The organism is Microbulbifer regidiadema (SeqCode), from assembly GCF_052467605.1.
This window is the reverse complement of the sequence record NZ_CP174316.1, coordinates 2,216,587-2,239,430: the sequence shown is the minus strand read 5'-3', so window position 1 is coordinate 2,239,430 and position 22,844 is coordinate 2,216,587. Positions and strand designations below refer to the sequence as shown.

Annotated in this window: 16 protein-coding genes and 1 pseudogene; 6 read left to right on the top strand and 11 right to left on the bottom strand. The window is 48.3% G+C overall.

The features are described 5' to 3' along the window. Nucleotides 1-37: 37 nt before the first annotated feature. Nucleotides 38-1,339 carry a Xaa-Pro dipeptidase gene (pepQ, locus tag ACJJIF_RS10490; protein WP_444932162.1) on the bottom strand — a complete coding sequence of 434 codons (1,302 nt, stop codon included), beginning with the start codon at nucleotides 1,337-1,339 and terminating at the stop codon, nucleotides 38-40. Nucleotides 1,340-1,422: 83 nt separating this feature from the next. On the opposite strand from pepQ, the gene purU reads away from it, so the two are divergent. Together purU and ACJJIF_RS10480 are read left to right on the top strand one after the other, a co-directional pair. Continuing rightward, nucleotides 1,423-2,262, top strand: a complete 840-nt coding sequence (gene purU, locus ACJJIF_RS10485; protein WP_444932161.1) for a formyltetrahydrofolate deformylase — start codon at nucleotides 1,423-1,425, stop codon at nucleotides 2,260-2,262. A 152-nt stretch (nucleotides 2,263-2,414) separates the two neighbouring features. Next, nucleotides 2,415-2,726: a hypothetical protein gene (locus ACJJIF_RS10480; RefSeq protein ID WP_444932160.1), complete on the top strand. Its 312-nt coding sequence runs from the start codon at nucleotides 2,415-2,417 to the stop codon at nucleotides 2,724-2,726. Between the two features lie 158 nt (nucleotides 2,727-2,884). Here the strand turns inward: ACJJIF_RS10480 and ACJJIF_RS10475 are convergent, their stop codons facing one another. The 5 genes from ACJJIF_RS10475 to ACJJIF_RS10455 all read right to left on the bottom strand — a co-directional run bounded on the left by ACJJIF_RS10475 (nucleotide 2,885) and on the right by ACJJIF_RS10455 (nucleotide 8,909). Next, nucleotides 2,885-3,298, bottom strand: coding sequence for a hypothetical protein (locus ACJJIF_RS10475; protein WP_444932159.1), 414 nt, complete (start codon nucleotides 3,296-3,298; stop codon nucleotides 2,885-2,887). Between the two features lie 20 nt (nucleotides 3,299-3,318). Further along, nucleotides 3,319-5,487 (bottom strand): DUF4303 domain-containing protein, encoded by a 2,169-nt coding sequence (locus tag ACJJIF_RS10470; RefSeq protein WP_444932158.1) that lies wholly within the window; start codon nucleotides 5,485-5,487, stop codon nucleotides 3,319-3,321. 60 nt (nucleotides 5,488-5,547) lie between these two features. Continuing rightward, entirely contained in the window at nucleotides 5,548-6,642 is a 1,095-nt protein-coding gene (locus ACJJIF_RS10465) for a hypothetical protein (protein ID WP_444932157.1), read from the bottom strand. Beyond that, nucleotides 6,639-7,364: an SIR2 family NAD-dependent protein deacylase gene (locus tag ACJJIF_RS10460; protein ID WP_444932156.1), complete on the bottom strand. Its 726-nt coding sequence runs from the start codon at nucleotides 7,362-7,364 to the stop codon at nucleotides 6,639-6,641. Before ACJJIF_RS10460 ends, ACJJIF_RS10465 begins: the two co-directional genes overlap by 4 nt. Nucleotides 7,365-7,664: 300 nt before the next feature. Then, nucleotides 7,665-8,909: an aminomethyl-transferring glycine dehydrogenase gene (locus ACJJIF_RS10455; protein ID WP_444932340.1), complete on the bottom strand. Its 1,245-nt coding sequence runs from the start codon at nucleotides 8,907-8,909 to the stop codon at nucleotides 7,665-7,667. A gap of 266 nt (nucleotides 8,910-9,175) precedes the next feature. Here ACJJIF_RS10455 and ACJJIF_RS10450 point away from each other — a divergent pair. Next, a pseudogene (locus ACJJIF_RS10450) lies at nucleotides 9,176-9,340 on the top strand (IS30-like element ISVsa7 family transposase); the annotation flags it as partial. Between the two features lie 220 nt (nucleotides 9,341-9,560). Here the strand turns inward: ACJJIF_RS10450 and ACJJIF_RS10445 are convergent. Next, nucleotides 9,561-9,872, bottom strand: coding sequence for a hypothetical protein (locus ACJJIF_RS10445; RefSeq protein ID WP_444932155.1), 312 nt, complete (start codon nucleotides 9,870-9,872; stop codon nucleotides 9,561-9,563). A gap of 258 nt (nucleotides 9,873-10,130) precedes the next feature. Here ACJJIF_RS10445 and tnpB point away from each other — a divergent pair, with 258 nt between their 5' ends. Next, on the top strand, nucleotides 10,131-10,385 hold the full coding sequence (gene tnpB, locus ACJJIF_RS10440) for an IS66 family insertion sequence element accessory protein TnpB (RefSeq protein ID WP_444932154.1): 255 nt from the start codon (nucleotides 10,131-10,133) through the stop codon (nucleotides 10,383-10,385). 25 nt (nucleotides 10,386-10,410) lie between these two features. After that, the gene (gene tnpC / locus ACJJIF_RS10435; protein ID WP_444932153.1) at nucleotides 10,411-11,982 is read left to right on the top strand and encodes an IS66 family transposase; all 1,572 of its coding nucleotides are present in this window, start codon (nucleotides 10,411-10,413) and stop codon (nucleotides 11,980-11,982) included. A gap of 362 nt (nucleotides 11,983-12,344) precedes the next feature. Here the strand turns inward: tnpC and gcvP are convergent, their stop codons facing one another. Further along, nucleotides 12,345-15,236 (bottom strand): aminomethyl-transferring glycine dehydrogenase, encoded by a 2,892-nt coding sequence (gene gcvP / locus ACJJIF_RS10430; RefSeq protein ID WP_444932152.1) that lies wholly within the window; start codon nucleotides 15,234-15,236, stop codon nucleotides 12,345-12,347. Nucleotides 15,237-16,544: 1,308 nt separating this feature from the next. Between gcvP and ACJJIF_RS10425 the strand changes: the two genes are divergently transcribed. After that, nucleotides 16,545-17,438, top strand: coding sequence for a WcbI family polysaccharide biosynthesis putative acetyltransferase (locus tag ACJJIF_RS10425; protein WP_444932151.1), 894 nt, complete (start codon nucleotides 16,545-16,547; stop codon nucleotides 17,436-17,438). A gap of 682 nt (nucleotides 17,439-18,120) precedes the next feature. Here the strand turns inward: ACJJIF_RS10425 and ACJJIF_RS10420 are convergent. The 3 genes from ACJJIF_RS10420 to ACJJIF_RS10410 form a co-directional block, all read right to left on the bottom strand. Then, complete coding sequence (locus ACJJIF_RS10420; protein ID WP_444932150.1) at nucleotides 18,121-18,813, bottom strand: DUF1266 domain-containing protein; 693 nt, start codon at nucleotides 18,811-18,813, stop codon at nucleotides 18,121-18,123. Beyond that, nucleotides 18,800-20,758, bottom strand: a complete 1,959-nt coding sequence (locus ACJJIF_RS10415) for a J domain-containing protein (protein ID WP_444932149.1) — start codon at nucleotides 20,756-20,758, stop codon at nucleotides 18,800-18,802. The genes ACJJIF_RS10420 and ACJJIF_RS10415 overlap by 14 nt, the downstream gene beginning before the upstream one ends. A 445-nt stretch (nucleotides 20,759-21,203) precedes the next feature. Further along, nucleotides 21,204-22,682 carry a nucleoside hydrolase gene (locus ACJJIF_RS10410; protein WP_444932148.1) on the bottom strand — a complete coding sequence of 493 codons (1,479 nt, stop codon included), beginning with the start codon at nucleotides 22,680-22,682 and terminating at the stop codon, nucleotides 21,204-21,206. Nucleotides 22,683-22,844: the final 162 nt, after the last annotated feature.

Below are 22,844 nucleotides of genomic sequence, written 5' to 3'. Positions count from 1 at the left end.
TTGTAAGCACTCTCACAATATTGCTTTAGTCTATGAACTAAGGAGTGCGAGAAAGGTTTTCGTTGCCGGTTGCGTGTACGACAATATTGTCTTCAATACGCACGCCGCCGTAGGGGCGGAAGCTGTCGACCTTATCCCAGTTAACCTCGGCAGCGAGTTTTGAGTCTTTCAGCTCTCCCAGTAGGCTATCGATAAAGTAGAGCCCCGGCTCGATGGTAAATACCTGGTTCTCCTCGATAGTTCGGCTGGTACGCAGGAATGGGTACTCGGCCGGTGGGGGTGTGGTGCCGCCATCGGGGCCGCTCTGGTGACCGCCGACATCGTGTACCTGGAGGCCGAGGAAGTGACCGAGGCCGTGGGGCAGGAATGGGCGGGTTAAGCCGGATTCCACGGCGTTCTCGGCTGAGGTTTTGATAATGCCAAATTGGGCCAGCAGCTCTCCCACGTTTAAGTGGCACTGGCGATGTAGTTCCGGGTAAGGCAGGCCAGGTTTGAGGCTGTCTACCAGCTGCAACTGCTTTTCATCCATAGCCGTTACCAGCTCTGCGAACTCGTTATCGGCATAGGCGTAGGTGCGAGTGATATCAGAGCAGTAGCCATTGCAGTCAGCCCCCGCATCGATCAGGAAGCTTTTCAGCTGCGGCTCAGGCAGGCGCTCAGTGGATAGGTGGGTGTAGTGCAGGATTGCGGCGTGTTCATTCAGGGCAATAATATTACCGTAGGGCATACGGTTCTCGCCCTGGCCGGTAGCACCGAGGTAGGCCTGGTTGATTTCAAATTCACTGGCACCACTGCGAAAGGCCTGCTCGGCAGCGCGGTGCCCATTGACCGCGATACGGTTTGCCTCACGCAGGCAGGCGATTTCATAGGGGGTTTTGTACGCGCGGGCCCAGTGCAAGCGGTTGATCAGTAGCTCCGGGTTATTCTCACCCAGCGACCAGCCCTGTAGCCTGTCGCTCTCGCCGATAAAAGCGGCATTCTCTGCTCTCAGGAACGCCTGGGCATCGGCGGGCTTGCTCAGCAGCTCGATATCGTAGAAATCACTCCAGAAAGTCTGCGGTGCCGGAGGTACATAGTGCCAAAAGTCTACAGGGCGGTAGAACAACAGTTTCGGCTTTTGTCCGCGCTGGTAGATTACCCAGCTGTGGGGATTGTCGGTAATGGGGACCAGCGCCTTAAAGTGGGGATTCACCTTAAACGGGTAGTAGTTATCGTCCAGAAACTGCACCCTGGGGGCGCCACTGAAGACGTTGAGGGTATCAAACCCGCTCTGCTCGAGGATTTCGTCGTAGCGGCGGCACAGGGTGGCCATATGATCGGCGTAAAGGTTTTTATCCATGTTCTCCCCGGAATGGATCGCTGAATCGTAAAGTCGGCATAGTGTATAGTCTGGACTCTGGATATTTGGCCTGAAATTTGACCATGGAAAAGAAGATACTGCTGACCGATTGCCCCGATGATAAGGGCCTGATCGCCAAGATTACCAATATTTGCTACAAGCACCAGCTGAACATCATCAAGAACGATGAGTTTGTGGACCGGGCGGAGGGGCGTTTCTTTATGCGCACGGCCCTGGAGGGCATCTTTAACGATACGACTCTTCTGGAAGACCTGGATATGGCACTGCCCCGGGGGGCAGAGCGGTGCCTGGTATCCATTGAGCGCAAGAAGCGCCTGGTACTGATGGTTACCCGCGAGCCTCACTGCCTGGGGGATATCTTGATGAAGTGCTATTCCGGTGCGATGGATGTAGAGATTGCTGCCGTTATTGGCAACCACCCGGACTTGGAGGGGCTGGTTCAGAAGTTCGATATTCCCTTTCACTGGGTGTCAGCGGAAGGATTGGAGCGTGGTATTCACGAGCAGCAGGTGGCTGCCCTGGTGGATGAGTACAACCCGGATTATCTCGTGCTAGCCAAGTATATGAGGGTGCTGACCCCTGATTTTGTCGCCCGCTATAGTGGTCGTATCATTAATATCCACCATTCCTTCCTACCGGCATTTATCGGAGCCAAACCCTATCAACAGGCTTACGAACGCGGGGTGAAGATAATAGGGGCGACTGCTCATTTTGTTACCGATGACCTGGATGAGGGGCCGATTATTGAACAGGATGTGATTCATGTGGATCACGCCTACTCGGCAGAAACCATGGCAGATGCGGGCCGGGATGTGGAGAAGTCGGTTTTAACCCGGGCCCTGCAATTGGTATTACAGGAACGGGTATTTATTCACGGAAATAAAACGGTCGTGTTTAAGTAGTGTCTGGAACCATATTCAAAGTTTATTTGAGTTGGGGGATTGTTTGGGTGGATTATAAAAAATTTAATTATCTTCGGTGGGTAAAGGGGAGTGTGGGGCTGTGTTTGGCGGCCCTTCTGCTTGCCTGCTCTAGCAATAAGCCAATTCCAGGGATGAAGGAATCCTTTATCACTCAAATCGCGCCGAATGGCGCTAAGCGCTTTACCTTTACCCTGGAAAGAGAACATCAGGGTATAGCGCCGCCTGTATCGGGGTTGCCCAGCTCTCAGCGCAGTATGGGGCAGGGCGCCACTGGTATTCGAGGCATTTCAAATAGTCGTGTAGAAGGCTATCTAAACTGGGCTTTGCCGCAGAAAATATTGGAAACGGGTTTTTGTAAGCGCGGTTATTTTGAAATTGAAAGAGTGGTTTCTAAGTATGGGGCCGAGGTGCGCGGTGAGTGCCGCGAAGGGGCTGGGGAGTAGGGGCGTGACTCTGCTGGTTAGAGGCACTAAATAATTTGCCAAAATCATTTCTGAGCAGAAGGCCCCTCAGCAAGGGGCCTTCTGGAATTTATCCACGATATTACAGCTTTGGAGGCGTATAACATTCACACTGCTGTTGCGAAAGTATTGTGGATAGCCTAATAATCGAAGCCATAATCTCTTACATCGATAGACTGGCCGATAAACTTCTCCAGGGTTTTCTTGTTGTCAAGAAACCACTTCAGGCCAATTTCTGTATATTCAGTGGTTTCGAGAATGACATATCTTCGATTTGCTCTAATAAGTTTCGCCTCAAGTGTTATCCAGCCGCTACCTTTAGCTCGAGTCATATAGCAGATAGTGGCTTCAGATATAGCGGGAAAAGCAAAGCTCATTTCTTCCTTGTTTAGGTAGAAGGTTACCGAAGAATCATCAATTATAGCGATCAGATGGTTTGGTGGAGCTGAACTTAATTGTTTCTCCTCTTTCTCTGATAGGGATAAAGTCCATGATTGTTTTTCAGCAAAAGAAATTTTAGCACCCTTGGGCAGAGGAAGAGTTTCTATTCTCATATATTATTGTCCTGCCTAAATCACGATACTAAATTTTTAATTAGGTAATCAGGTGTTACTTCCAGCATGCGCCAGTATTGAACATGTTCATGGTACTTGTGCATATCGTAAGTAGTTAGTCCTTGACTTGGGCTGACTTTAGCTGCCTCAGGGTAGTGAACGCAGTCAAAATCCAGGTGTGCCTTGTTGTAGCTTTCATTGAGGTGCTCCAATAGTGCCTCTTTTGCATGGTGATAAGCCTGGTCATAGTCACTACCCTCGCAAATCACATTATGCTCAGACAGGGATTTGTTGGTTAGTAGCTTGTTTGACACAATCCCAAATACCTGGGCATAAGCTTTCCCTTCACTGGCAAATACACCCACAGGAAATTTTACACTGGCTGGTTTGCTGCCAATAAGCCAGACCTCTTTTACTCCCTCTTTTGTTTGTGCGCTTTTAAATCCAGGCATAAACCCATCGTGCCGATTTTGGAAAAACTCAATTCTCGAAAGTGAGTTTCTGCTAACCTCCATATGTATGATGAAACTCTTTTGGGGGAACTCTTGTTGTAGTATATCCCCAAGTTTTAGAGCGAAGCGGCGGCCAATAGAGGGAAGGAAATCATCTTTTTTAAACTCTGCACCAATGAAATGGCCGTAAAGCTTGTCAATCTCTTCATAGAAGGGTGATTCTTTCAGTAGTGACATCAGGTTAAGTCTGTTTTGGGCGGCCTCAGATTCTGAGCTACCGTTGCGAAAGAAATCTTGCTCCGTGTGCTGCTTAAGATAGATGCCTCCGTCCTCGTCAAAAAAGGAAGGGTTAAATTTTTCAAGAAGAGCATCAAAGTCTGACAGACAAAAAGAAGGTGGTGTTGGGGATTCCTTCTCCTGTTCAGCATGTTGGGTTTGTAATTCATGGTCAATGGAGGATAGTCGATACCCCTCTTCCATTTCTTGCTGTATCTTGTCTGCAACAGATCTGTTATGGATCTTTGCAATATCTTCTATTGGATCGTGGGAAGTATCACCGGCAGTTATCCAGATAACACAGCCTGTTCTTTTAATATACTCAGAAATCTCAGGAAGTAGGGCGATTTCTTTTAACTGTTGTATAAGTGCCTGGTGTATTTTTTCTGAAACCTCCCTGTGGAGGTCGTAAAATTTATCTGAGCAAGGATCAATATTAAGGTACTTGGCGGCGTGCTCCCCAGCCCTGTCTATAGTATTTGATAGCTTCTGCAGGAGCGTTTCTGTCTGTTTAAGCGCAGTCTCACTCTCCGTATGGTAGGGCGAGTCACATGGGCTCCAGCGCAGCTGAGTTCGATTATCCTCCAAACTTAGCTGTGAGTGCTTGTAGTATGCCTGTGCAACATAATCGAGCCCTTTCTCGGAGGTGAGGCTGGGGAACAGGTACGAGGTGCAGTCGCCATTATGATATAAGTAAAGAGAGTAAATATTGTGCTCAGCATAATCAGCAATAAATCGTTTAAAGGCATCTCCAGTTTCCTTTTTGGCGATTTTGGCTAATTCTTCCAGTAGGGTGCTGAGGGTAGTTTGAGTTTTTGTGTCTAGCGAAGAAAAGATGCTGCCATCACCAAGTTGGTAGTACCACTGGGAGACCGCCTCCCCCGAAATCCTCGACATGTATTCAAAATTTTTAATTCGATCTTTATTTACATTGCAATAGGAAATGCCGATGGGCCATGCAGGCGTATCGTTGCTGTCTGTGAATAAACTGTGATACTGCTCGAAAAGGTTGTTGATGTATATTTGTTTTATTTTGTGGCTGACTTCTTTTTGTAATCTATAAAGTTCGCGAGTTTTTTTACGATTTCTTTTGTCCCTTGCTGTGCTCCATATGCGGCTGGAGATTTTTTGGGCGATAGAGGAGGATTTTTTTAAGTTGAGTTGCTCATCATGCTGAAATTCTTCTATGCTCCAGCGCAGTAAATTTTCAAGTTGTATTTGGCTGGCTTCGCAGGTTTGCGCGCGTTTTAGCGCGGCTTCGGAAAGTCCGCTCCTTGTTTGAAAGCGAAGTTTCAAACAGCCTAAGCTATCATCCAGCACTACACCATAAAGATCTTCGTCTCTGTATTTTTTCTGGAGTAGCTTGAGGTTTGTAGATAATTCCTCTTGCACTGTTTCGTTAAGCTCGGCAAGTGCCCAGTCGTAATTCTCTATTGTTTCTTGGTCTTTAGCTTCAGGCATGATGTCTAATTTCTAGTGGGGGTGTATTTTGTTAATGTTGTGGGCGGCTATTTGGCTTACTTATAGGCTCCACCGATTGATTGTGATTTTTCCCTGCTCTCCAAAGGCAATTAAGGCTCTTTCTTCAGGGATATATAGATCGGCAAAAATCCCTTCTTTTTTACAGAGAAGTGCTCCATCTTCAAGGCTCCATATTGTTAGCCCTATGAGTTTTTGTTCTTTGTTGTGTAATCCAGAGAATAGATAAGTGTCACAAAAGAAGATATCGTCGGTGGGACCAGAAATAGACAGTAATAACTCTTCGGATTCTGCATCAAAGATAGCGGCTTTGTTTGCTGGTTCATCAGTAGACTCTCCATCTCCCGCGCCCCATATACAGAGCTTTTGCTCATCAATCCAGCAAAATGGTGAGTCCCAGAAATAATCCCAAATGGCGTAGCTGCGCATATTGGGGCTTTTATCGGTCTCCCAGAGACTGCCATTTAGCCATGCCTTGAGATCATAACTTAAGGCAACACCTACGGGATGCCATATCCAGCCAATCGTTGCGAGACGTGTTTGATTGGGGGATGGCTTGAGAACACCTGACCACTCTTTGAAGATCCAGTCGTCATCTTCATCGCACTCTTCAAGATCTTCATCAAGATCTCTCTGGGTAATGATTTCCCCAGTTTCAAGATCTGTAATGTCGAGGCGATTCCAGTCGGTCGCATGCACGAGCAGGGTTTTATTCTGGTGCTTTAGGAAGCACACCGGCAGTGGTGTTTGCTCGGTATGATAGTCACCAGCTGATAGGGTCAGTATATTGTTGCCATTTTCTGCATCGATGACAGTGCCTTTACATATCGCGGCTTGTTCATAAGATCTGCACTGTCTCCAGGTGACAGCGAAGTATCTAGCATTGTCATTACAGTAGAGGTGAAATTCTGCACTTAAGGGTAGCTCTAGATTGAGCAGGTTTGCAATGATGTTTGATTCACTTGTATTTATATTGGTGCGAATTAATTCGGATTTATCGGTTAGAATAAAGATAGACTGGCCGTCCTCGGGGCAGCTTGTGCTGGCTAAAATTCTCGTTTCTTCTAGTTTTGGGATGTAGAGTTGCTGCTCTTCGAATTTAAACTTCTCTATGCCCGTTTTGTTATTACTTTTCATTCTCTATGCTTTGATTTTGTTTTTTTAATGCGCCATTGCTGGCAAATATTTGGGACCAATTTGCTTGCATGTCCCCTAATAAGTTTGAAGCCAAAAGGTATTCTCTCAATATCCATAGTGACAATAATTTTTTTGGCGTGGTAGCGTGCTTTTTTTAGTAGGGCGGCAGCAGGTTGGACGGTTAATGAGCTTCCTGCAACGAGTACATGGCCGGCTTCGCTCAGGTGTTTCTTGGCGCTATCGATATGAAAAGGCACCTCGTTGAACCAAACGATATGTGGCCGCAATTGGCTGCCCAGTTCACAGAGGTCCCCCAGATGAATGTCTCTCTCTGCAATATCATATATATGATTGGCGTCAGCGGTACTGCGCGCTTTGTTGAGTTCTCCGTGGAGGTGAATAACTTGAGAGGAGCCTGCACGCTCGTGCAGGTTGTCAACATTCTGGGTAATTACCACAACCTCAAAGTCACGTTCTAATTCAGCAATGGCGAGATGGGCGGCATTTGGTTCGGCTAGTGCGGCATTCTTTCTGAGTTGGTTATAGAAGGAGAGTACAAATTGAGGATCGTGTTGCCAGCCACTAGGGCTGGCAACAAGTTCGATCGGAGTTTTTTCCCAAAGTCCATCTGCATCCCGGAAAGTCTTTAAGCCACTTTCAGCACTAATGCCTGCGCCAGTAAAAACAACCACTTTGTTCTGGTTTATCGGCTTTTTTCCCATAAGTTACTAATCGTCCTGATTCTCATGGTAGATAAGTAGAGGGGTAGTCTGGCCACAGTGTATGCAGCGAGAGCGTCGCTATTTTTCATTGAAATTTAATCATGGAAAGGGGTGGGATACGACAACTTTTTCCTGTTAAATCGCCTATTAATTGAGACCTTTGTTCTTGTTCTTGTTCTTTGTTGTTAATTTTTGGCGCAGCGGGCGCTGGGCGCAAGGCGTTGCCCTAACAGGGGATTGTTAAAAATAAAAAAGCGGGCATAAAGCCCGCTTTCATCCTTCCTGTGAGAGTGTCTAATTTTACTCAGCGTAGCTCTCGATCGGAGGACAGGAGCAGATCAGGTTGCGGTCACCGTATACGTTGTCGATACGGTTAGCCGCTGGCCATACCTTGTGCTCTTTTAACCAGGCCGCCGGGCGCGCGGCGATATCGCGGGAGTAGCTGTGGGCCCACTCATCGCTCATTACGTCCTCAAGGGTGTGGGGTGCGTTGTGCAGCGGGTTGTCCTCTGGGGTGTACTTACCGCTGGTTACGTCTTCCACTTCCTGGCGAATTGTTGCCATAGCCTCGATAAAGCGATCCAGCTCATCTTTGGATTCACTTTCGGTAGGCTCGATCATCAGGGTGCCGGCTACCGGGAAGGACATGGTGGGGGAGTGGAAGCCAAAGTCCATCAGGCGCTTGGCGATATCCTCTTCAGTGATGCCGCTGGCTTCCTTGAGTGGGCGCAGGTCAACCAGGCACTCGTGGGCAACAAAGCCATTGGTGCCGGTGTAGAGCAGGGAGTAGTGCTCACCCAGCTTCTTGGCTACGTAGTTGGCGTTCAGGATCGCCATCTCGGTAGCCTGCTTCATACCCTGCTTACCCATCATGCGGATATACATCCAGCTGATCGGCAGGATACTGGCGGAGCCCCAGGGAGCGGCGGAGATGGTGCCGTTATCCAGGTTGGTTTCCGGTACTTCAGTCACCGGGTGGGCCGCCAGGTAGGGCTTCAGGTGTTCGCCAACTGCGATCGGACCCATACCGGGGCCGCCACCACCGTGAGGAATGCAGAAAGTTTTGTGCAGGTTCAGGTGGGAGACGTCACCGCCAAACTGGCCCGGAGCTGCGACACCAATCAGGGCGTTCATGTTGGCACCGTCGATATAAACCTGGCCACCTGCCTGGTGTACCAGATCGCAGACTTCGCGGATACCTTCCTCGAATACCCCGTGGGTGGATGGGTAGGTCACCATCAGCGCAGCAACGCGGTCGCCGTGCTCTTCGATTTTGGCTTTCAGGTCTTCGATATCCACATTGCCTTTATCATCACAGGCAACCACAACCACTTTCATACTCACCATCATGGCGGAAGCCGGGTTAGTGCCGTGGGCAGAGGCGGGGATCAGGCAGATATCGCGTTGGGTCTCGCCCTTCGCTTCGGAGTATCTCTTGATGGATTTTAGGTCTTCGGGTCTGTTGTAAATTGTATAGAAAGCGTTCATTACCGCCAGAAGTACCTGGGGCGTAGAGATATTGGAGTTGGTCTTCTCGTGGCGAATATGCTATTGCGTGCCTGTATCGCCATGCGCAGGGCGTGCTCTCCAAAAGATGCAGCAACGACGGTACGGTACGAGTAACTACGCCAAGTTCAATTGCGCTATGAAAGTGCAGATTGGCCACCAGCTAAAAAAAGCAAGCTCCGAACAAGCTGCCGGACGTATGTGGCTTGAGAAGAATGATAAAACATTCAGCTGTTCAACCATAACCGTCGGGTAAGACGGTTATGGTTGAACAGCTGGCGGCCGTGCCTGCCGAAAAAAGAAACCCTTATCAAGCATTGTGTAAAACTATAACCTTCGACAACGGCTGTGAATGCGCGGGCCATCAGTCGATCGAGTGAAAACTAGATTGCAAGATATATTTTGCTAAGCTCTATCACTCGTGGGAGGGTGGATTGACCGAAAAGGTTAATGGGCTACTGAGGCGTTTCGTATTATTGACCGGTCAAGAAAAAATTGAATTATTGGTGCCTGCTTTAATTTCTAGCAGGTAGGTGTGTGTCGCCCATGTTGGCAATCTAACTTTTGTTATGTTTTGCAGGTAGAGCTGTGCCAGTTCAACATGAGGGAAAGCCCCCAGATTTGTACTTGTATGTTTCTGGAGGCTTATGATTTAGACTTCCTTTTCGAAAATAGATTCTAAAAGAAAGATTATGGGGTGATAGTGCTTATTCCGCAATTCTCATCACCGTTTTCATCGATGAAGGTATAGAGATCTATGTTTAGGTTTGTGCCATTATTTGCAGCATTATTGAAAATTTTATATGAGGCTTGAAAGCTTGCACTTATGCCGTCGTCTAATTTTTTTTTACAGTCTTCAGATATTTCCGAGGTTGTGGAGAATGAGAAGCTAACACTATCTCCCTTCACAGACTTTATAGTTGGGATAGCTTGAATGCTAATTGTTTCAGCTCCCAAATTAGCGCTAGTTAGTACAAGTGTGGCAAGTAATAATTTTTTCATGTTTGGTCCATTTGATGTTTGTCAGTCTATATATACTACTTTGCGGAATTAAGAATTTAAAGCCGTTTCCAAGTTGAACTACCGAAGGTGATTATTTAAAGAGATGTATGGACAATACTTCGGAAACTTTCATGCTATAATTGCCCATAATCATTGTTATGGTCGGTATCTGTCAACATAGTTGCACGATAAATCAGGAATTCTGTCCAACCATCCGGTCGGGATTGAGCGCCACGCTCTTTTCGTGGCGCCAGTCCCGTGTATCCCCACTCCAGCGGTCGGGTCTTGCCGCCTTGGCTTGCTCATACACCCGCTCCCGCTCGGCTGTATTGGGAGCGCAACGGCTTTATCGTATGGTATAAGCGATTGGAGAAACAGAGATTTCAATGGCATTGGAGTGAGCTTTCAAAATACCACAAACGCAATGGCAAAGAGTTAAACCAACTCCTTGATGGCCTCAATATTTGGGAGCAAAAACCTCATCAAGAATTGTACTTTGAGGCTGCTATATAAGTAGAATTGCGCTAAAATAGCCGCTATGAAAAACATTGCGGCTACATCGTTACCTACTGATCCAGAAGCGTTAAGTGCACTTCTGCTTGAGAAAGACCTTCAGCTCGAAAAAAGCCGAAAACACATTCGCTTTCTGGAAGAGCAAATAGCCCTATTGCGCAATAAGCGCTTCGGAAAGAGCAGTGAGAAAAGCTCCCCCGATCAAATGGGGCTATTTAACGAAGCCGAAACTGAGGTAGCGGATAGCCCAGATGAAGAGACAGCTGATGAAGCGGCCACAGAAATCGTTAGCTACAGCCGCAAGAAACCATCCGGACGTAAACCCCTGCCAGCTGACCTGCCCCGCGTACGTATAGAACACGACCTCCCCGAAGAGGAGAAAGTCTGTGGCTGTGGTTGCGCACTCAAAGTTATTGGCGAAGAGGTTAGTGAGCAGCTGGATATTATTCCAGCAAAGATCCAGGTTCTTCAGCATGCCCGCAAAAAATATGCCTGCGGCAACTGTGAAACAGGTATAAAGACTGCGACACTGCCCGCCCAGCCTATCCCCAAAAGCAATGCCAGTCCAAACTTGCTGGCGCACATCGCCATAGCCAAGTATCAAGATGCCATGCCTTTGGCGCACCAACAAAAGAGCTTTCAACGCATCCATGTCGAGCTGCCCAGAAGCACCCTGGCTAACTGGATGATCCGTTGCAGTCATTTGGTGCAGCCTTTGCTCAACCTATTTAACGACAAGCTCTGTGAAGGGCCAGTTATTCAGTGCGATGAAACCCCGCTGCAGGTTCTCAATGAACCGGACAAGCCTGCACACAGTAAGTCTTACATGTGGGTGCAACGCGGCGGCCTGCCAGATCAAAAAGTAATTCTGTTCGACTATTCACCTAGTCGCAGTGGTGAGGTGGCCGGCAGTTTGCTGTCTGGCTTCAGTGGCTATCTACAAACCGACGACTACGCCGGCTATTATGCGCTGGGCCGTGAAAAAGCCATTACCCATCTTGGCTGTTGGGCGCATGCGCGACGAAAATTTGTCGAAGCGCAAAAAGTTGCCAGCGGCAGTAAGAAGAAAGCTAAAGGCTCCAGTAAGCAGAAAATCCCCAGCAAAGCGGATATCGCTCTTAACTACATCGGCCACCTCTACGGTATAGAGCGAAAAGCCCAAGGCTGCACGGCCGACGAGCGCTATCGGCTGCGGCAGACGCAGAGTTTGGAGGTACTGGAAAAGCTACGCAGCTGGCTCGACAAAATCCAGCCGAAGGTACTGCCGAAAAGTATCCTCGGTAAGGCGCTGTCCTATCTCGACAAGAACTGGCAGAAGCTGTGCAGCTACACCGAAGACGGCTGCTTATCCATTGACAATAACGCAGCGGAAAATGCCATCCGCCCCTTCGTAATCGGCAGGAAAAACTGGCTCTTTAGTGCAACGCCTAAAGGCGCCAAGGCCAGTGCCACCCTCTACAGCCTTATCGAAACAGCGAAAGCCAATGGCCTTGAGCCGTACAGCTACCTCGCAAAAGTCTTTGCTGAGCTGCCAAAAGCCCAATCTCTCGAAGAGATTGAAGCGCTACTTCCGTGGAATATTGCACCCGCAGATTAATGAGGGGCTATCAAAGGCCCCTTGGGGTGGCTAGGTGGGGTTTATTGAGCGCTTACGTACATGCGGAGTTAATGACTTGATGAAAATTGACCTCCAGCCTTCCGCCGGGCAAAACACCTACGCTTTAGAAGCTTCATAGCTAGGCATCTCGACACTTGCCGATACTATTGATGAAAAAAAGTTTATAGAAAGAATAGTCCCGTGGGGATTTTTCTATTTGGAGGCTTAGGTGAACTAAGTTACTTGCAAACTATAAAAGGTCAATTTGGGGTAAAGGTAATATCAGTCAATTGAATAATAAGCTAGGTGAAAAAAGCGGGCATAAAGCCCGCTTTTAAATCCACCTGTGAGAGTGTTGGATTTTACTCAGCGTAGCTCTCGATCGGAGGACAGGAGCAGATCAGGTTGCGATCGCCGTATACGTTGTCGATACGGTTGGCGGCCGGCCACACTTTGTGCTCTTTTAACCACGCCGCCGGGCGCGCAGCGATATCGCGGGAGTAGCTGTGAGTCCACTCGCCGCTCATCACGTCCTCAAGGGTGTGAGGGGCGTTGTGCAGTGGGTTGTCTTCAGGGCTGTACTTACCGCTGGTTACATCCTCTACTTCCTGGCGAATTGTGGCCATCGCTTCGATAAAGCGATCCAGCTCACCCTTGGATTCACTCTCGGTGGGCTCGATCATCAGGGTGCCGGCTACCGGGAAAGACATGGTGGGAGAGTGGAAGCCGAAGTCCATCAGGCGCTTGGCGATATCCTCTTCAGTGATGCCGCTGGCCTCCTTGAGGGGGCGCAGATCAATGAGGCACTCGTGGGCGACAAAGCCATTGGTGCCGGTGTAGAGCAGGGAGTAGTGCTCGCCGAGTTTTCTCGCTACGTAGTTGGCGTTCAGAATCGCCATTTCAGTCGCCTGTTTCATACCCTGCTTACCCATCATGCGGATATACATCCAGCTGATCGGCAGGATACTGGCGGAGCCCCAGGGAGCGGCGGAGATGGTGCCGTTATCCAGGTTGGTTTCCGGTACTTCAGTCACCGGGTGGGCCGCCAGGTAGGGCTTCAGGTGTTCGCCAACTGCGATCGGACCCATACCGGGGCCGCCACCACCGTGAGGAATGCAGAAAGTTTTGTGCAGGTTCAGGTGGGAGACGTCACCGCCAAACTGGCCCGGAGCTGCGACACCAATCAGGGCGTTCATGTTGGCGCCGTCGATATAAACCTGGCCACCTGCCTGGTGTACCAGATCGCAGACTTCGCGGATACCTTCCTCGAATACCCCGTGGGTGGATGGGTAGGTCACCATCAGCGCAGCAACGCGGTCGCCGTGCTCTTCGATTTTGGCTTTCAGGTCTTCGATATCCACATTGCCTTTATCATCACAGGCAACCACAACCACTTTCATGCTCACCATCATGGCGGAAGCCGGGTTAGTGCCGTGGGCAGAGGCGGGGATCAGGCAGATATCGCGTTGGGTCTCACCCTTCGCTTCGAAGTACTTCTTGATAGCAACCAGGCCAGCGTACTCGCCCTGGGAGCCGGCGTTGGGCTGTAGACTCACGGCATCGTAACCGGTACAGGCGGCCAGCATCTGTTGCAGCTGGCGGAACATTTCCGCGTAGCCTTCCGCTTGCTCTACCGGTGCGAAGGGGTGCAGTTTGCCGAATTCGGGCCAGGTAACCGGGATCATCTCGGCGGTGGCGTTCAGCTTCATGGTGCAGGAGCCCAGGGGAATCATGGAGTGATTCAGGGCGATATCCTTGGCCTCCAGAGACTTGAGGTAGCGCAGCATCTCGGTCTCGGAGTGGTAGGTGTTGAACACTGGGTGAGTCAGGAATTCAGTATCACGCACCAGAGAGGCGGGGATACCCAGGGCGCCCTTGCTGGCAATTTCGCTGTCCAGGGTGTGCAGGTCGATGCTGTGCTCGGTGCCGGTAAAGGCATTGATCAGATCGGATACATCTTGCAGCGTAGCGGTTTCGCTAAGGCTCACGCCCAGAGCGTCCTCGCCCACTTTGCGCAGGTTGATCTCGGTGGCCAGGGCGCGCTGGTAGATCTCTTCCTGCTTGGCGCCAACGGTGACGGTCAGGGTATCGAACCAGCTGTCGTGGGCCAGGCTGAAGCCTTCCTGTTGCAGAGCGGAAGCGAGGATGTCTGCCAGGCGCTGGATGCGGGCGGCGATGGTTTTCAGGCCTTCGGGGCCGTGGTAAATCGCATAGAACGCGCTCATCACCGCCAGCAGTACCTGGGAGGTACAGATATTGGAGTTGGCTTTCTCGCGGCGAATATGCTGCTCGCGGGTCTGCATGGCCATACGCAGCGCGCGCTTGCCTTTGCTGTCCACGGACACACCGATAATACGGCCCGGTGCGGAGCGCTTGTAAGCTTCGCGGAAGGCGAAGAAGCCCGCGTGGGGGCCACCGTAACCCATGGGGATACCGAAGCGCTGGTTACAGCCGACGACTACGTCCGCACCCATATCACCCGGTGCCCGCAGGGCTACCAGGCTCATCAGGTCGGCGGCCACAGTGACCAGGGCGTTGGCTTCGTGGACCTTGGCAATAATATCGCTCAGGTCGCGTACGCGACCGGTGCTGCCGGGGTACTGCAGCAGTGCGCCGAACAGCTCGGTGGGGATATCTTTTTCCACATCGCCGACAACGATTTCGAAGCCGAAGTGTTCGGCGCGGGTCTTAACTACGGCGATGGTTTGCGGATGGCAGTCCTGGTCCACAAAGTAGACGTTGGACTTGTTGCGCTTGACCTGGCGCTTACACATGGCCATGGCTTCTGCGGCAGCGGTGCCTTCATCCAGCATGGAGGCGTTGGCCAGTTCCATGCCGGTGAGGTCCATAATCATCTGCTGGAAGTTCAGCAGACCTTCCAGGCGGCCCTGGGCGATTTCCGGCTGGTAGGGGGTGTAGGCGGTGTACCAACCCGGGTTTTCCAGCACGTTGCGCAGGATAACATTGGGGGTAATGGTGTCGTGATAGCCCATACCAATAAAGGTGCGGTAGATCTTGTTGCGCGCCGCGATACCTTTTAGCTCCGCGAGGGCCTCGACTTCATTGATCGCATCGGCCAGGTCCAGCTCATCGGTCTTGCGGATGGCTTCGGGTACGGTTTTCTCGATCAGCTCGTCGAGGCTGGCAACTCCGAGGGTTTTCAGCATGGCCTCTACCTGCTTGGCATCGGGGCCAATATGGCGGTGGATAAAGGCGTCGTGTTGTTCCAGCTGCTGCAGCGATGGTTGGGTCATAAACTTCGTTCCTGTAGTCGCAGGGGGTCGTCGCGGTGCGCTCGCGGTTAAAAATAGCACCTGGCCTCGATACCGCTTTTCCTGTGGAAAGCCTCGGGCCTCCGCGTGGCGGATAGGTGAGGGTAACGCTAGGGAAAATCGGTGCTGGCAGCCCCATAGTTGCAATGCGGAATCTGAGGGGGAGCCGGGCCATAGCGGCAGGCGCGCATCTTAGCAATAGGGACGATTAGGGGCAATCGGCGGGTTTTGATCGAGGAAACTGCTAAATTCTGGCGTAAAAAGTGAGTTAAATCCTGTGAAATGGGAGTTGAGGCGATTTTGTTCTATATAGGGCTGAGCCGGGTTGGGCGGGCAGGGTGAGCTTTGGGGGGGAGGGCAGCCCCGATGAGGCGACCAAGTGGTTCTTAATAGTTTCACTCTACCCCTAAAAGGCTTGGGAAACTTTGTGGGTTTAGTGTTGGGGTAGTTTCACTTGGCATCTATCGTTAATTTAAGTTTGGTTGATCCCCTTCAGCAGCCTGGCATGGCTGATATAGGCAATTAAATCCATGCTCGTTGTAACTTAATGGAGTGAGGCTATTTTAAATTGGAGTGATAAGTCTTTAAAAGAGTGTGCAATATCTGATTTATTTTGGTTAACAAATATTTAAAGTTGAACTATTGCTCTTAAAATGAAATGTACTGTAATCTTTACCCGGTGCAATTATTTTCCGAAGTGTGTTGTTGTTTTAAAGACTTTTATAGGGGTGCCAGATTAAATTAGGTTAGTGTCTAATGGGAAGAAGTGGATTGTTGTTTGCAGTCAATGAAAAATACAGGATAGATGCTGAAAAGGCGCAGGAGCTTGATATGAGCAAGCTAACATCTTTATAGATCAAATGAAGAAATTAAAGGAAATTCCTCTGGTTGCCTTAGAGAGGGAGAGCGCAGGGTTATAGCAAGGTTGCGGCGCGTTAAAGTGATTCAAGACTTGACTAAGTTAAGACCTGCTCCAGGTAGCCCTCTACTCCTGAAATTTCCTATTACATAGTTACTGAGCAGCCAAGTGCTTGTAACTACCCTAAAACCTTATATTATGAAATTCGACATGCCTTCGAAGATATGCAGTGGAGCTATACAGGATATCCCCATGACATGAAGGATGATTAATAAGGAGTAATAACGTCTAATTCGGAGGTGAGGATAATTATAAATAGCTAACAATATTTGAATAATAAAAACAAGCCTACATGTTATATGGCCACCTTTCGGGTCGCCACCCTCAATAGAACAAAAATGCCAATTGAATTCATTGTATAGGAGATAAACTTGAAGAGCTTTACTGTATATGGAAACTGCCAAGCCCAACCCCTGGCAAACATATTGCAGGAAAATAAATCATTTTCTGAGGTTTATAGGTACATCCCTATGAAACCGGCGCACACTCTCGGTAGGGATGACTATAAATCTATATTGTCAAAAATAGAGGGTATTGACCTGTTTATTCATCAGCCTGTCGCAGCAGCCGGCAACAGGCCTGAAGAACTATCGAGTGATCACTTGCTGAAAAAATTAAAGCCAAATGCATTGAGCGTTTCTTTTCCTTCGATTTATTTTGATGGCTATTTTCCGCACCTTAAGAGCTTTAAAGGCCTGGTGTCTGAATTAAATTTAGTTCATGATTATTTTATAGCTTATCTCTTTTCCAAGGGGTATAGTGAAAAGCACACTTTCGAAATAATCAATGATGGTAATTTATATACACCAGACAATTCCAATAAATTAGCCTCGGACTCCCTTGAAAATCTCACTGTTCGAGAAGTATCTAAGGGGCTTGATATAAGGATCTCAGAATATGTAGAAGAAAACTTTAGAAAGCAAAAGCTATTCAATCAATTCAATCACCCTAGAAGACCTGTCTTTAAATATGTTGCTGAGGGAATATTAAATAAAATTGAGATGCAGGATACCTGTATTCCTGAGGTGGGGGTGGCAACTCTCGATAGGATTATTACCCCAATATATCAAAGCACCTATAATAATTTAAAGCTTGAATTTCCCGAGGACTTCCAATATTACAGATCAAGAAATCACGAACGCATCCACCAGTATGACATAATTTCAAGCTTGTTTAGCTTTTACAGAACGTTAGATGCTAAAATGATCGAGGGGCACGTTAAAAAAGCAAAACCCTTTATTCCTGAAGCAATTGATGGACTTTAAAGTCACATATAAGAAACTCATCTTGAAGCCCAAAATCAATACTTCGGGTAGTTTTGGGGGGCAGTGGTGGAATCCATGGGTGGAGGCTGAGAGAATAAGGTTTTTCACATCTAATCTAACGCGGCGGCCGCCCATGGAATATGCAATGTAACCACTCACCCCTTGCCGATTTAAACCTAACCCGAAAGGGGCATCTGAAAAGCAAGCAAAGGGTTGTGGCCTTGTTAGCGATGCCCGGCAAGTAAGCCCGCTATATTAGAAGTGGTCCAAGACTTGGCTAAGTTGGGATTTGCTCCTGGTAGCTCTATTCCTGAATTTGCCTATTACATGGTTGTAGGGCAGCCGAGTGCTTATTATTACCCAGAAATGTTGTATTATGGAATTCGTCACACTTTTGAAGATGTGAGATAGCGCTATGCCGGGTGCCCCCACGACATGCAGGATGATTGACTTGAAGTAATTATGTCGAATTGGAAGATGTATTGCCTGTTGTGACAGTATTTGATTTCGATTTTAAATCGAGTGCATCCAACAGTTGAAGATTCTTAGTATACCTACGCAAAGATGTTTCAGTAAGTAATTCTTATTGGTGGTTTGTGCTTGATCTGACAGGGTACACTGCCAGGCGGAGATATCTGTCAGACCAGCTTTAAATAACTATGGTTTGTAGTCTAGATTTGACTTAGGGTGTTTTTGATAAATCTAAATTCCAATCTAGTAAATTCCAGGGGCTGTTAGACTTGCCGGTGAGCCCTCGAATCATTTTCATTGCATCTTTTGCGAAGAACTCGGAAGTATCTTTACGCCAGTACTGCCGACCAGCGATATAGCTTAACCCAAAACTATACCAGCTGTCATAGGAACTCTGAACCCGCAAGGCGACTTGGTGTATTTTTTCCCAGGATTCCTCTTCCGTGAGTACACCCGTAGTAGCACCCCAGCGACAAATAGAGACGTATCGACCATCATCCCAGGCCCCAATTCCACCGACCCTTAAAGTGTGGCGGTAGTTTCTAACTATTTTAAAGTTACTCTGCTGGTCGGTATTGTGGGAGTATGCCTTGATTAAGGCATCAATCGACTTTTCCGATAGGGTGTTAAAATGATCCTGGATCTGCATATAGGAATGGTTGTGCCCTTCATTGGCTAGCCACTCCAGCATGTCAAGGTACTCTTCGCGGGATTCTATCCCCCAGTCTCGTTGCATTATATGTTTAAGGTTGCTGACTACCTTTTCAGTTCTGACGCCTGCCTGATATAGGGTGTCATGCCGCTGGCCGTTCATTTCGGTAAGGATTGAGCTTACCCCTAGGCCCCAGAGTTGAGCGTCTGATAAGTTGTCAGGGTTGTAAGTATGGGCTCTATTGTTGTTCATATTCGCTGCTCTTTGTGTTTTTCATGCTCTCAATGCTGCTGGTATATTCAGCGATTTCTTCTGGGCTTCCATCGGCATTGAGGAATGCTTTTATCGCTAGCTCAGCGCTTTCTATATTTTTGATATTACAGGCAGTTTCAATCCATTCTAGCGCAGCACTTTTGAGCTTGGTGTCATAGGATAGCGCCTGCTCATATGAATCCATTGCCTCATCATAAATGCCCTGCTTGTTTTGGCAGATCCCTAGGCGATGCCAGGCTAGGGCAAAATTAGGTTTCGATCGCAGTACGACCTTGAGATCTTTAGCTGCGGCGCTGTAGTCTTTTGTAGACATTAATAATAATGAGCGAATGGAGTAGCTGTGCCATTCATTACTATCAAGCTTTATAGCGCGGTTAATATTTTCTATTGCTTCATCAATAAGTTGTAAGCAGCGCTGAGCGTTTGCGAGTAACTCAAATGCTTTTGCCGAGTCGGGGTTGTACTTTGTGGCTTTTTTGAGGAGGGTTAAGGCCTTTTCATGCTGGTCTTGGTTAATATAAATTTCGCCTAATTTTAGGAGAGCGTAATAACCATTTCCTCCATTTTCTTCTAAAATCTCAAGGGCCTTGGTGAAGTGGTTCTGAGCTTCTGTAGCTTTGTTGGTGGCCTCATAGGAAAGTCCTAGCAGGTGATGCAGCTCACCGATATGCCCGCTCTCATAGATGCTTTTGTTAATAATTGATAGTATGAATTGAATTGCTTCACTGTATGCCCCAATCTCAATGTAGCTCTCGGCGATTTCAATTTGAGCTTTAGGGTCTTCGGGGCTGTCCGATAATTTTGTTAGGTTTTCTTTGATCAGCAGCTGATTGATTCGAACCAGCTGGATACGAGCTTCCAAGTCGAAGGGGGTTTGAATCGATACTTGCTCATACAGGCATTTTGCTGAAAATAAGTCACCAAACTCCAGGTAGCATGCGGCCAGGCCCTTTAGGGCGATATCATGATCTTCATCTATAGATAATGCTGCTTCATAGCTCTCAAGTGCCTTTTTGAAATCCCTCTGTTTGTAGTGGATGGCGGCTTTGGTTAGATGGCCCTCTATTAGTTTGGGGTACTGTTGTGCTAGTTTATCGCTCTGCTCGCGAGCAGAGAGTAATTCTTGTTGGCTTAAAAAAAGTGATGACAATAGGCGGTATAGTTCTGGGTCTTGAATATCTTTTTTGCTGATTTCAGCAAGTAGTTCGTCGCGCTCTTCGTCTTGTTTGTTGGTGATAATATATTCCAGGTGTTCCCGTTGTGCTAAATAGGTTTCAATTGTGTTTGGATCGGTTGACTCTGGAACATAGATGCCCTTATAGCTTAGCCCCCACTGGGACGTTATCATTCTGTTGAATACGTAGTCGATGAATTTTTCACTGAATGTTTGGCTTAGCCAGGTGTAATTTTCATGCCAGTAAAAAATGCTTTCCAGGTATTCGATGATTTCCTGTGGGATAAATCTATTTTGTCCTATAAAGCTGAATAGCCAGAGAGACATGTGCTGCTTTGTTTCTATATTCCACAGGTCCTCGTGCTCATAGATATTTTGCCATAGGGGTAGCTGTATCCGTTCATTAAAGTTTGAGTAAAGCTTGGCTGTGGCGGCTTGTAGCTTCTCAATAGATTCTTTAATTTGCTCGGTGTCAAATTCTCGGGGCGTATTGGATAGGTTGGGCTGTTTTTTCGCTTGGTGAGGGTTTTTGCTGTTTGTGGTCGCTGTGTCTTTTATTGTGTCAGAGGTGGTGTTCTCAGGTTGGTAGTATTTTGCATCTTTTAATGCTTTCTCAAAAGCGGCCCTTAAGGTTTGAAAACCTTCGGGATCTTCATCGGGCCGATGAACTTTTAATTTTTTGGCGTAGGCGCGTTTGATTGATCTTGTGTCAACTGTTGGGGGTATGCCTATGATTTCCCAGCAATTCATTACCTGCTTCCTTGGATGATTGAAGTTGAATAGTGTAGGACTATGGTTTAGCCGTAGTTTGCGTGAATGAAACCTGTTGCATTTGCCTGTTTGGATGGAACTTCTAAATTGTCGTTGAGAATTCCTATTGAATTCTCTTGTGTCCTTTTTGTTGGGCGGAAATGATGGGGGGTAAGAGTGCCAGAGCCGGGGGTTAAATTAAAGTGATTGAAACACTTCTGAATATGGCGCGAGAGAAAAAGGTTAACTAATTCCCAATCTTATAGTCTGTCTCTGCTTTTCAACTGCATGCAGGGGCGGGTGGGTTATTAGTATATGCTTTATATTTGATGAACTATCGTGCTAAATAGATAGGTGGTTTGCTAATTGATGGAGGGGCTTTTAAAGCGGTTACATAAATTGTAAAAAGCGTTTAAAAGACCCTCTGGCACTAATGCACCAACTGTTAAGGTTGCTTAGCTCGGCACCTAGGTCCCTTCTGCGCGGCATTAAAACGATCGCGCAGACGCTCAATCATCGTTGTACGCGCGGCATCTTGGTTGATCCCCATAACCACATTTATTGCTAAGCCCTCACCATTTTCGGCAAAAGTTGTTTTACCCACAGTGGGGTCGAAGGTGATGGGGTCGTAGGGGGTTGTACTGTCGGCAAGGCCGGCGTTTAACTGGTCGACGGCGATATAGCCCGGTACCAATTCCATCTCCAGAGCCTCAGCTTCCAACAGTACCAGTGCAGCAATAATATCCCACAGGCGAATCACCGCATCCATGGCGAAGTCACCATTGCCCTGGAAATCGCCACCCTCAAATTCACGAATGGCGCTTAAGAGTTGAGAGGTATAGCAGGCTTCCGGGGTTGCGCGGCGCTCTGCCAAAGCTTCGATAGTGCTGCCCTGTACTTTGGCCATATCGGTGGAGTTGTTGGGTACCAAATAGGTTTCGATATTATTTTCGCTCAGAGCGTCAAAGGCCCACTGCGCACTCAGGGGATCAAGCAGGATATTAAATTCCTGGTGAGTGCTGAAGTCACTATCGCAACTAAAACCGGGGTGGGAGAAAATATTTCCGCCCAGATTTCTAGATTTATCGCCAAAGCAGGCCGCTTCATGATTTTCGGTAAACGGCTCATAATTCTCAAAGCCGCCACCCATCATAATAACGCGATCAATTTTTGCCAGTTGCTCTTCACTGGCTTTGCCAAGTAGCCGGGCCAGGGTAGTGAGTTTACCGGTGTTGAAAACCACCGGACGTTTTTCCAGCTTATCCAGAGTTTCCAGGATAATGTCTTCGGCCAGCTCAAAATTAAAGGACACACCATTGTTACCTTGGTAGCGATAGTGGCTCTGCTTTGCGCGCGGGATTAGGTGGTCAGTGCCGTATAAAGTGGAGCCGTTGTCGCGCCAGGGGCCGGGTACGTACTGGCCGTAGAGGTTGATACCCATGGCGTTGCGGCGTTCTAGATTCCAGGTGCCGGTGGAGAAATCAGAGGAATTGGGCAGTTGGTAGTCGTCTCTGCCGACAACTGCCTTAGCGTCATTTACCGGGGAGGCTGAAGCCTTGCCGTTTGCGCCGTAGGCGACTTCTTCCGTGGCAAAATAGGCTCCGCGAATAACCTGGGTATCGTTATTGCCCAGCCACTCGAGAATGTTGTAGACGGTATTGGCACCGTGGGCGACTGTATTAAAAGAGTCCTCAACCACAGCCAATTCTAAAGTGTAACCTGGGTCTTTGGCGATCAGCATCAGTGCGACGGCATCATCAAAGTTATTGAAGTCACCAATCCAGATAATAGGTTGGGCTGCTTCAGTTTTGATAGCCTGGTGTGCTTTCTTGCTGTGGGGGGCGCTATCGGCATGGCAAGAAGCCAGTGTGGTAAGGCCGCCCAGTGCCAGGGCCCCCACAGAGAACCAGTGTTTTAATCTCATTTATCCTTCCCTAAATATTCGAGTGGTTTTCCTCGGCAATCTAATAGTTCCTCCCTGATCTACTCGATTGCCACCCTGTAATATCGTTTTTTTATCGGTTAACGGAATTACACGGGTGATGCCGGAGTTTGGCCGGCGGCGCTACTTCCCTGTAGCGCTCTG

What these genes read in the sequence shown, in the direction of transcription:
- pepQ (WP_444932162.1), bottom strand. Translation starts at nt 1,339, where the DNA reads ATGGATAAAAACCTTTACGCCGATCATATGGCCACCCTGTGCCGCCGC.
- purU (WP_444932161.1), top strand. Translation starts at nt 1,423, where the DNA reads ATGGAAAAGAAGATACTGCTGACCGATTGCCCCGATGATAAGGGCCTG.
- ACJJIF_RS10480 (WP_444932160.1), top strand. Translation starts at nt 2,415, where the DNA reads ATGAAGGAATCCTTTATCACTCAAATCGCGCCGAATGGCGCTAAGCGC.
- ACJJIF_RS10475 (WP_444932159.1), bottom strand. Translation starts at nt 3,298, where the DNA reads ATGAGAATAGAAACTCTTCCTCTGCCCAAGGGTGCTAAAATTTCTTTT.
- ACJJIF_RS10470 (WP_444932158.1), bottom strand. Translation starts at nt 5,487, where the DNA reads ATGCCTGAAGCTAAAGACCAAGAAACAATAGAGAATTACGACTGGGCA.
- ACJJIF_RS10465 (WP_444932157.1), bottom strand. Translation starts at nt 6,642, where the DNA reads ATGAAAAGTAATAACAAAACGGGCATAGAGAAGTTTAAATTCGAAGAG.
- ACJJIF_RS10460 (WP_444932156.1), bottom strand. Translation starts at nt 7,364, where the DNA reads ATGGGAAAAAAGCCGATAAACCAGAACAAAGTGGTTGTTTTTACTGGC.
- ACJJIF_RS10445 (WP_444932155.1), bottom strand. Translation starts at nt 9,872, where the DNA reads ATGAAAAAATTATTACTTGCCACACTTGTACTAACTAGCGCTAATTTG.
- tnpC (WP_444932153.1), top strand. Translation starts at nt 10,411, where the DNA reads ATGAAAAACATTGCGGCTACATCGTTACCTACTGATCCAGAAGCGTTA.
- gcvP (WP_444932152.1), bottom strand. Translation starts at nt 15,236, where the DNA reads ATGACCCAACCATCGCTGCAGCAGCTGGAACAACACGACGCCTTTATC.
- ACJJIF_RS10420 (WP_444932150.1), bottom strand. Translation starts at nt 18,813, where the DNA reads ATGAACAACAATAGAGCCCATACTTACAACCCTGACAACTTATCAGAC.
- ACJJIF_RS10415 (WP_444932149.1), bottom strand. Translation starts at nt 20,758, where the DNA reads ATGAATTGCTGGGAAATCATAGGCATACCCCCAACAGTTGACACAAGA.
- ACJJIF_RS10410 (WP_444932148.1), bottom strand. Translation starts at nt 22,682, where the DNA reads ATGAGATTAAAACACTGGTTCTCTGTGGGGGCCCTGGCACTGGGCGGC.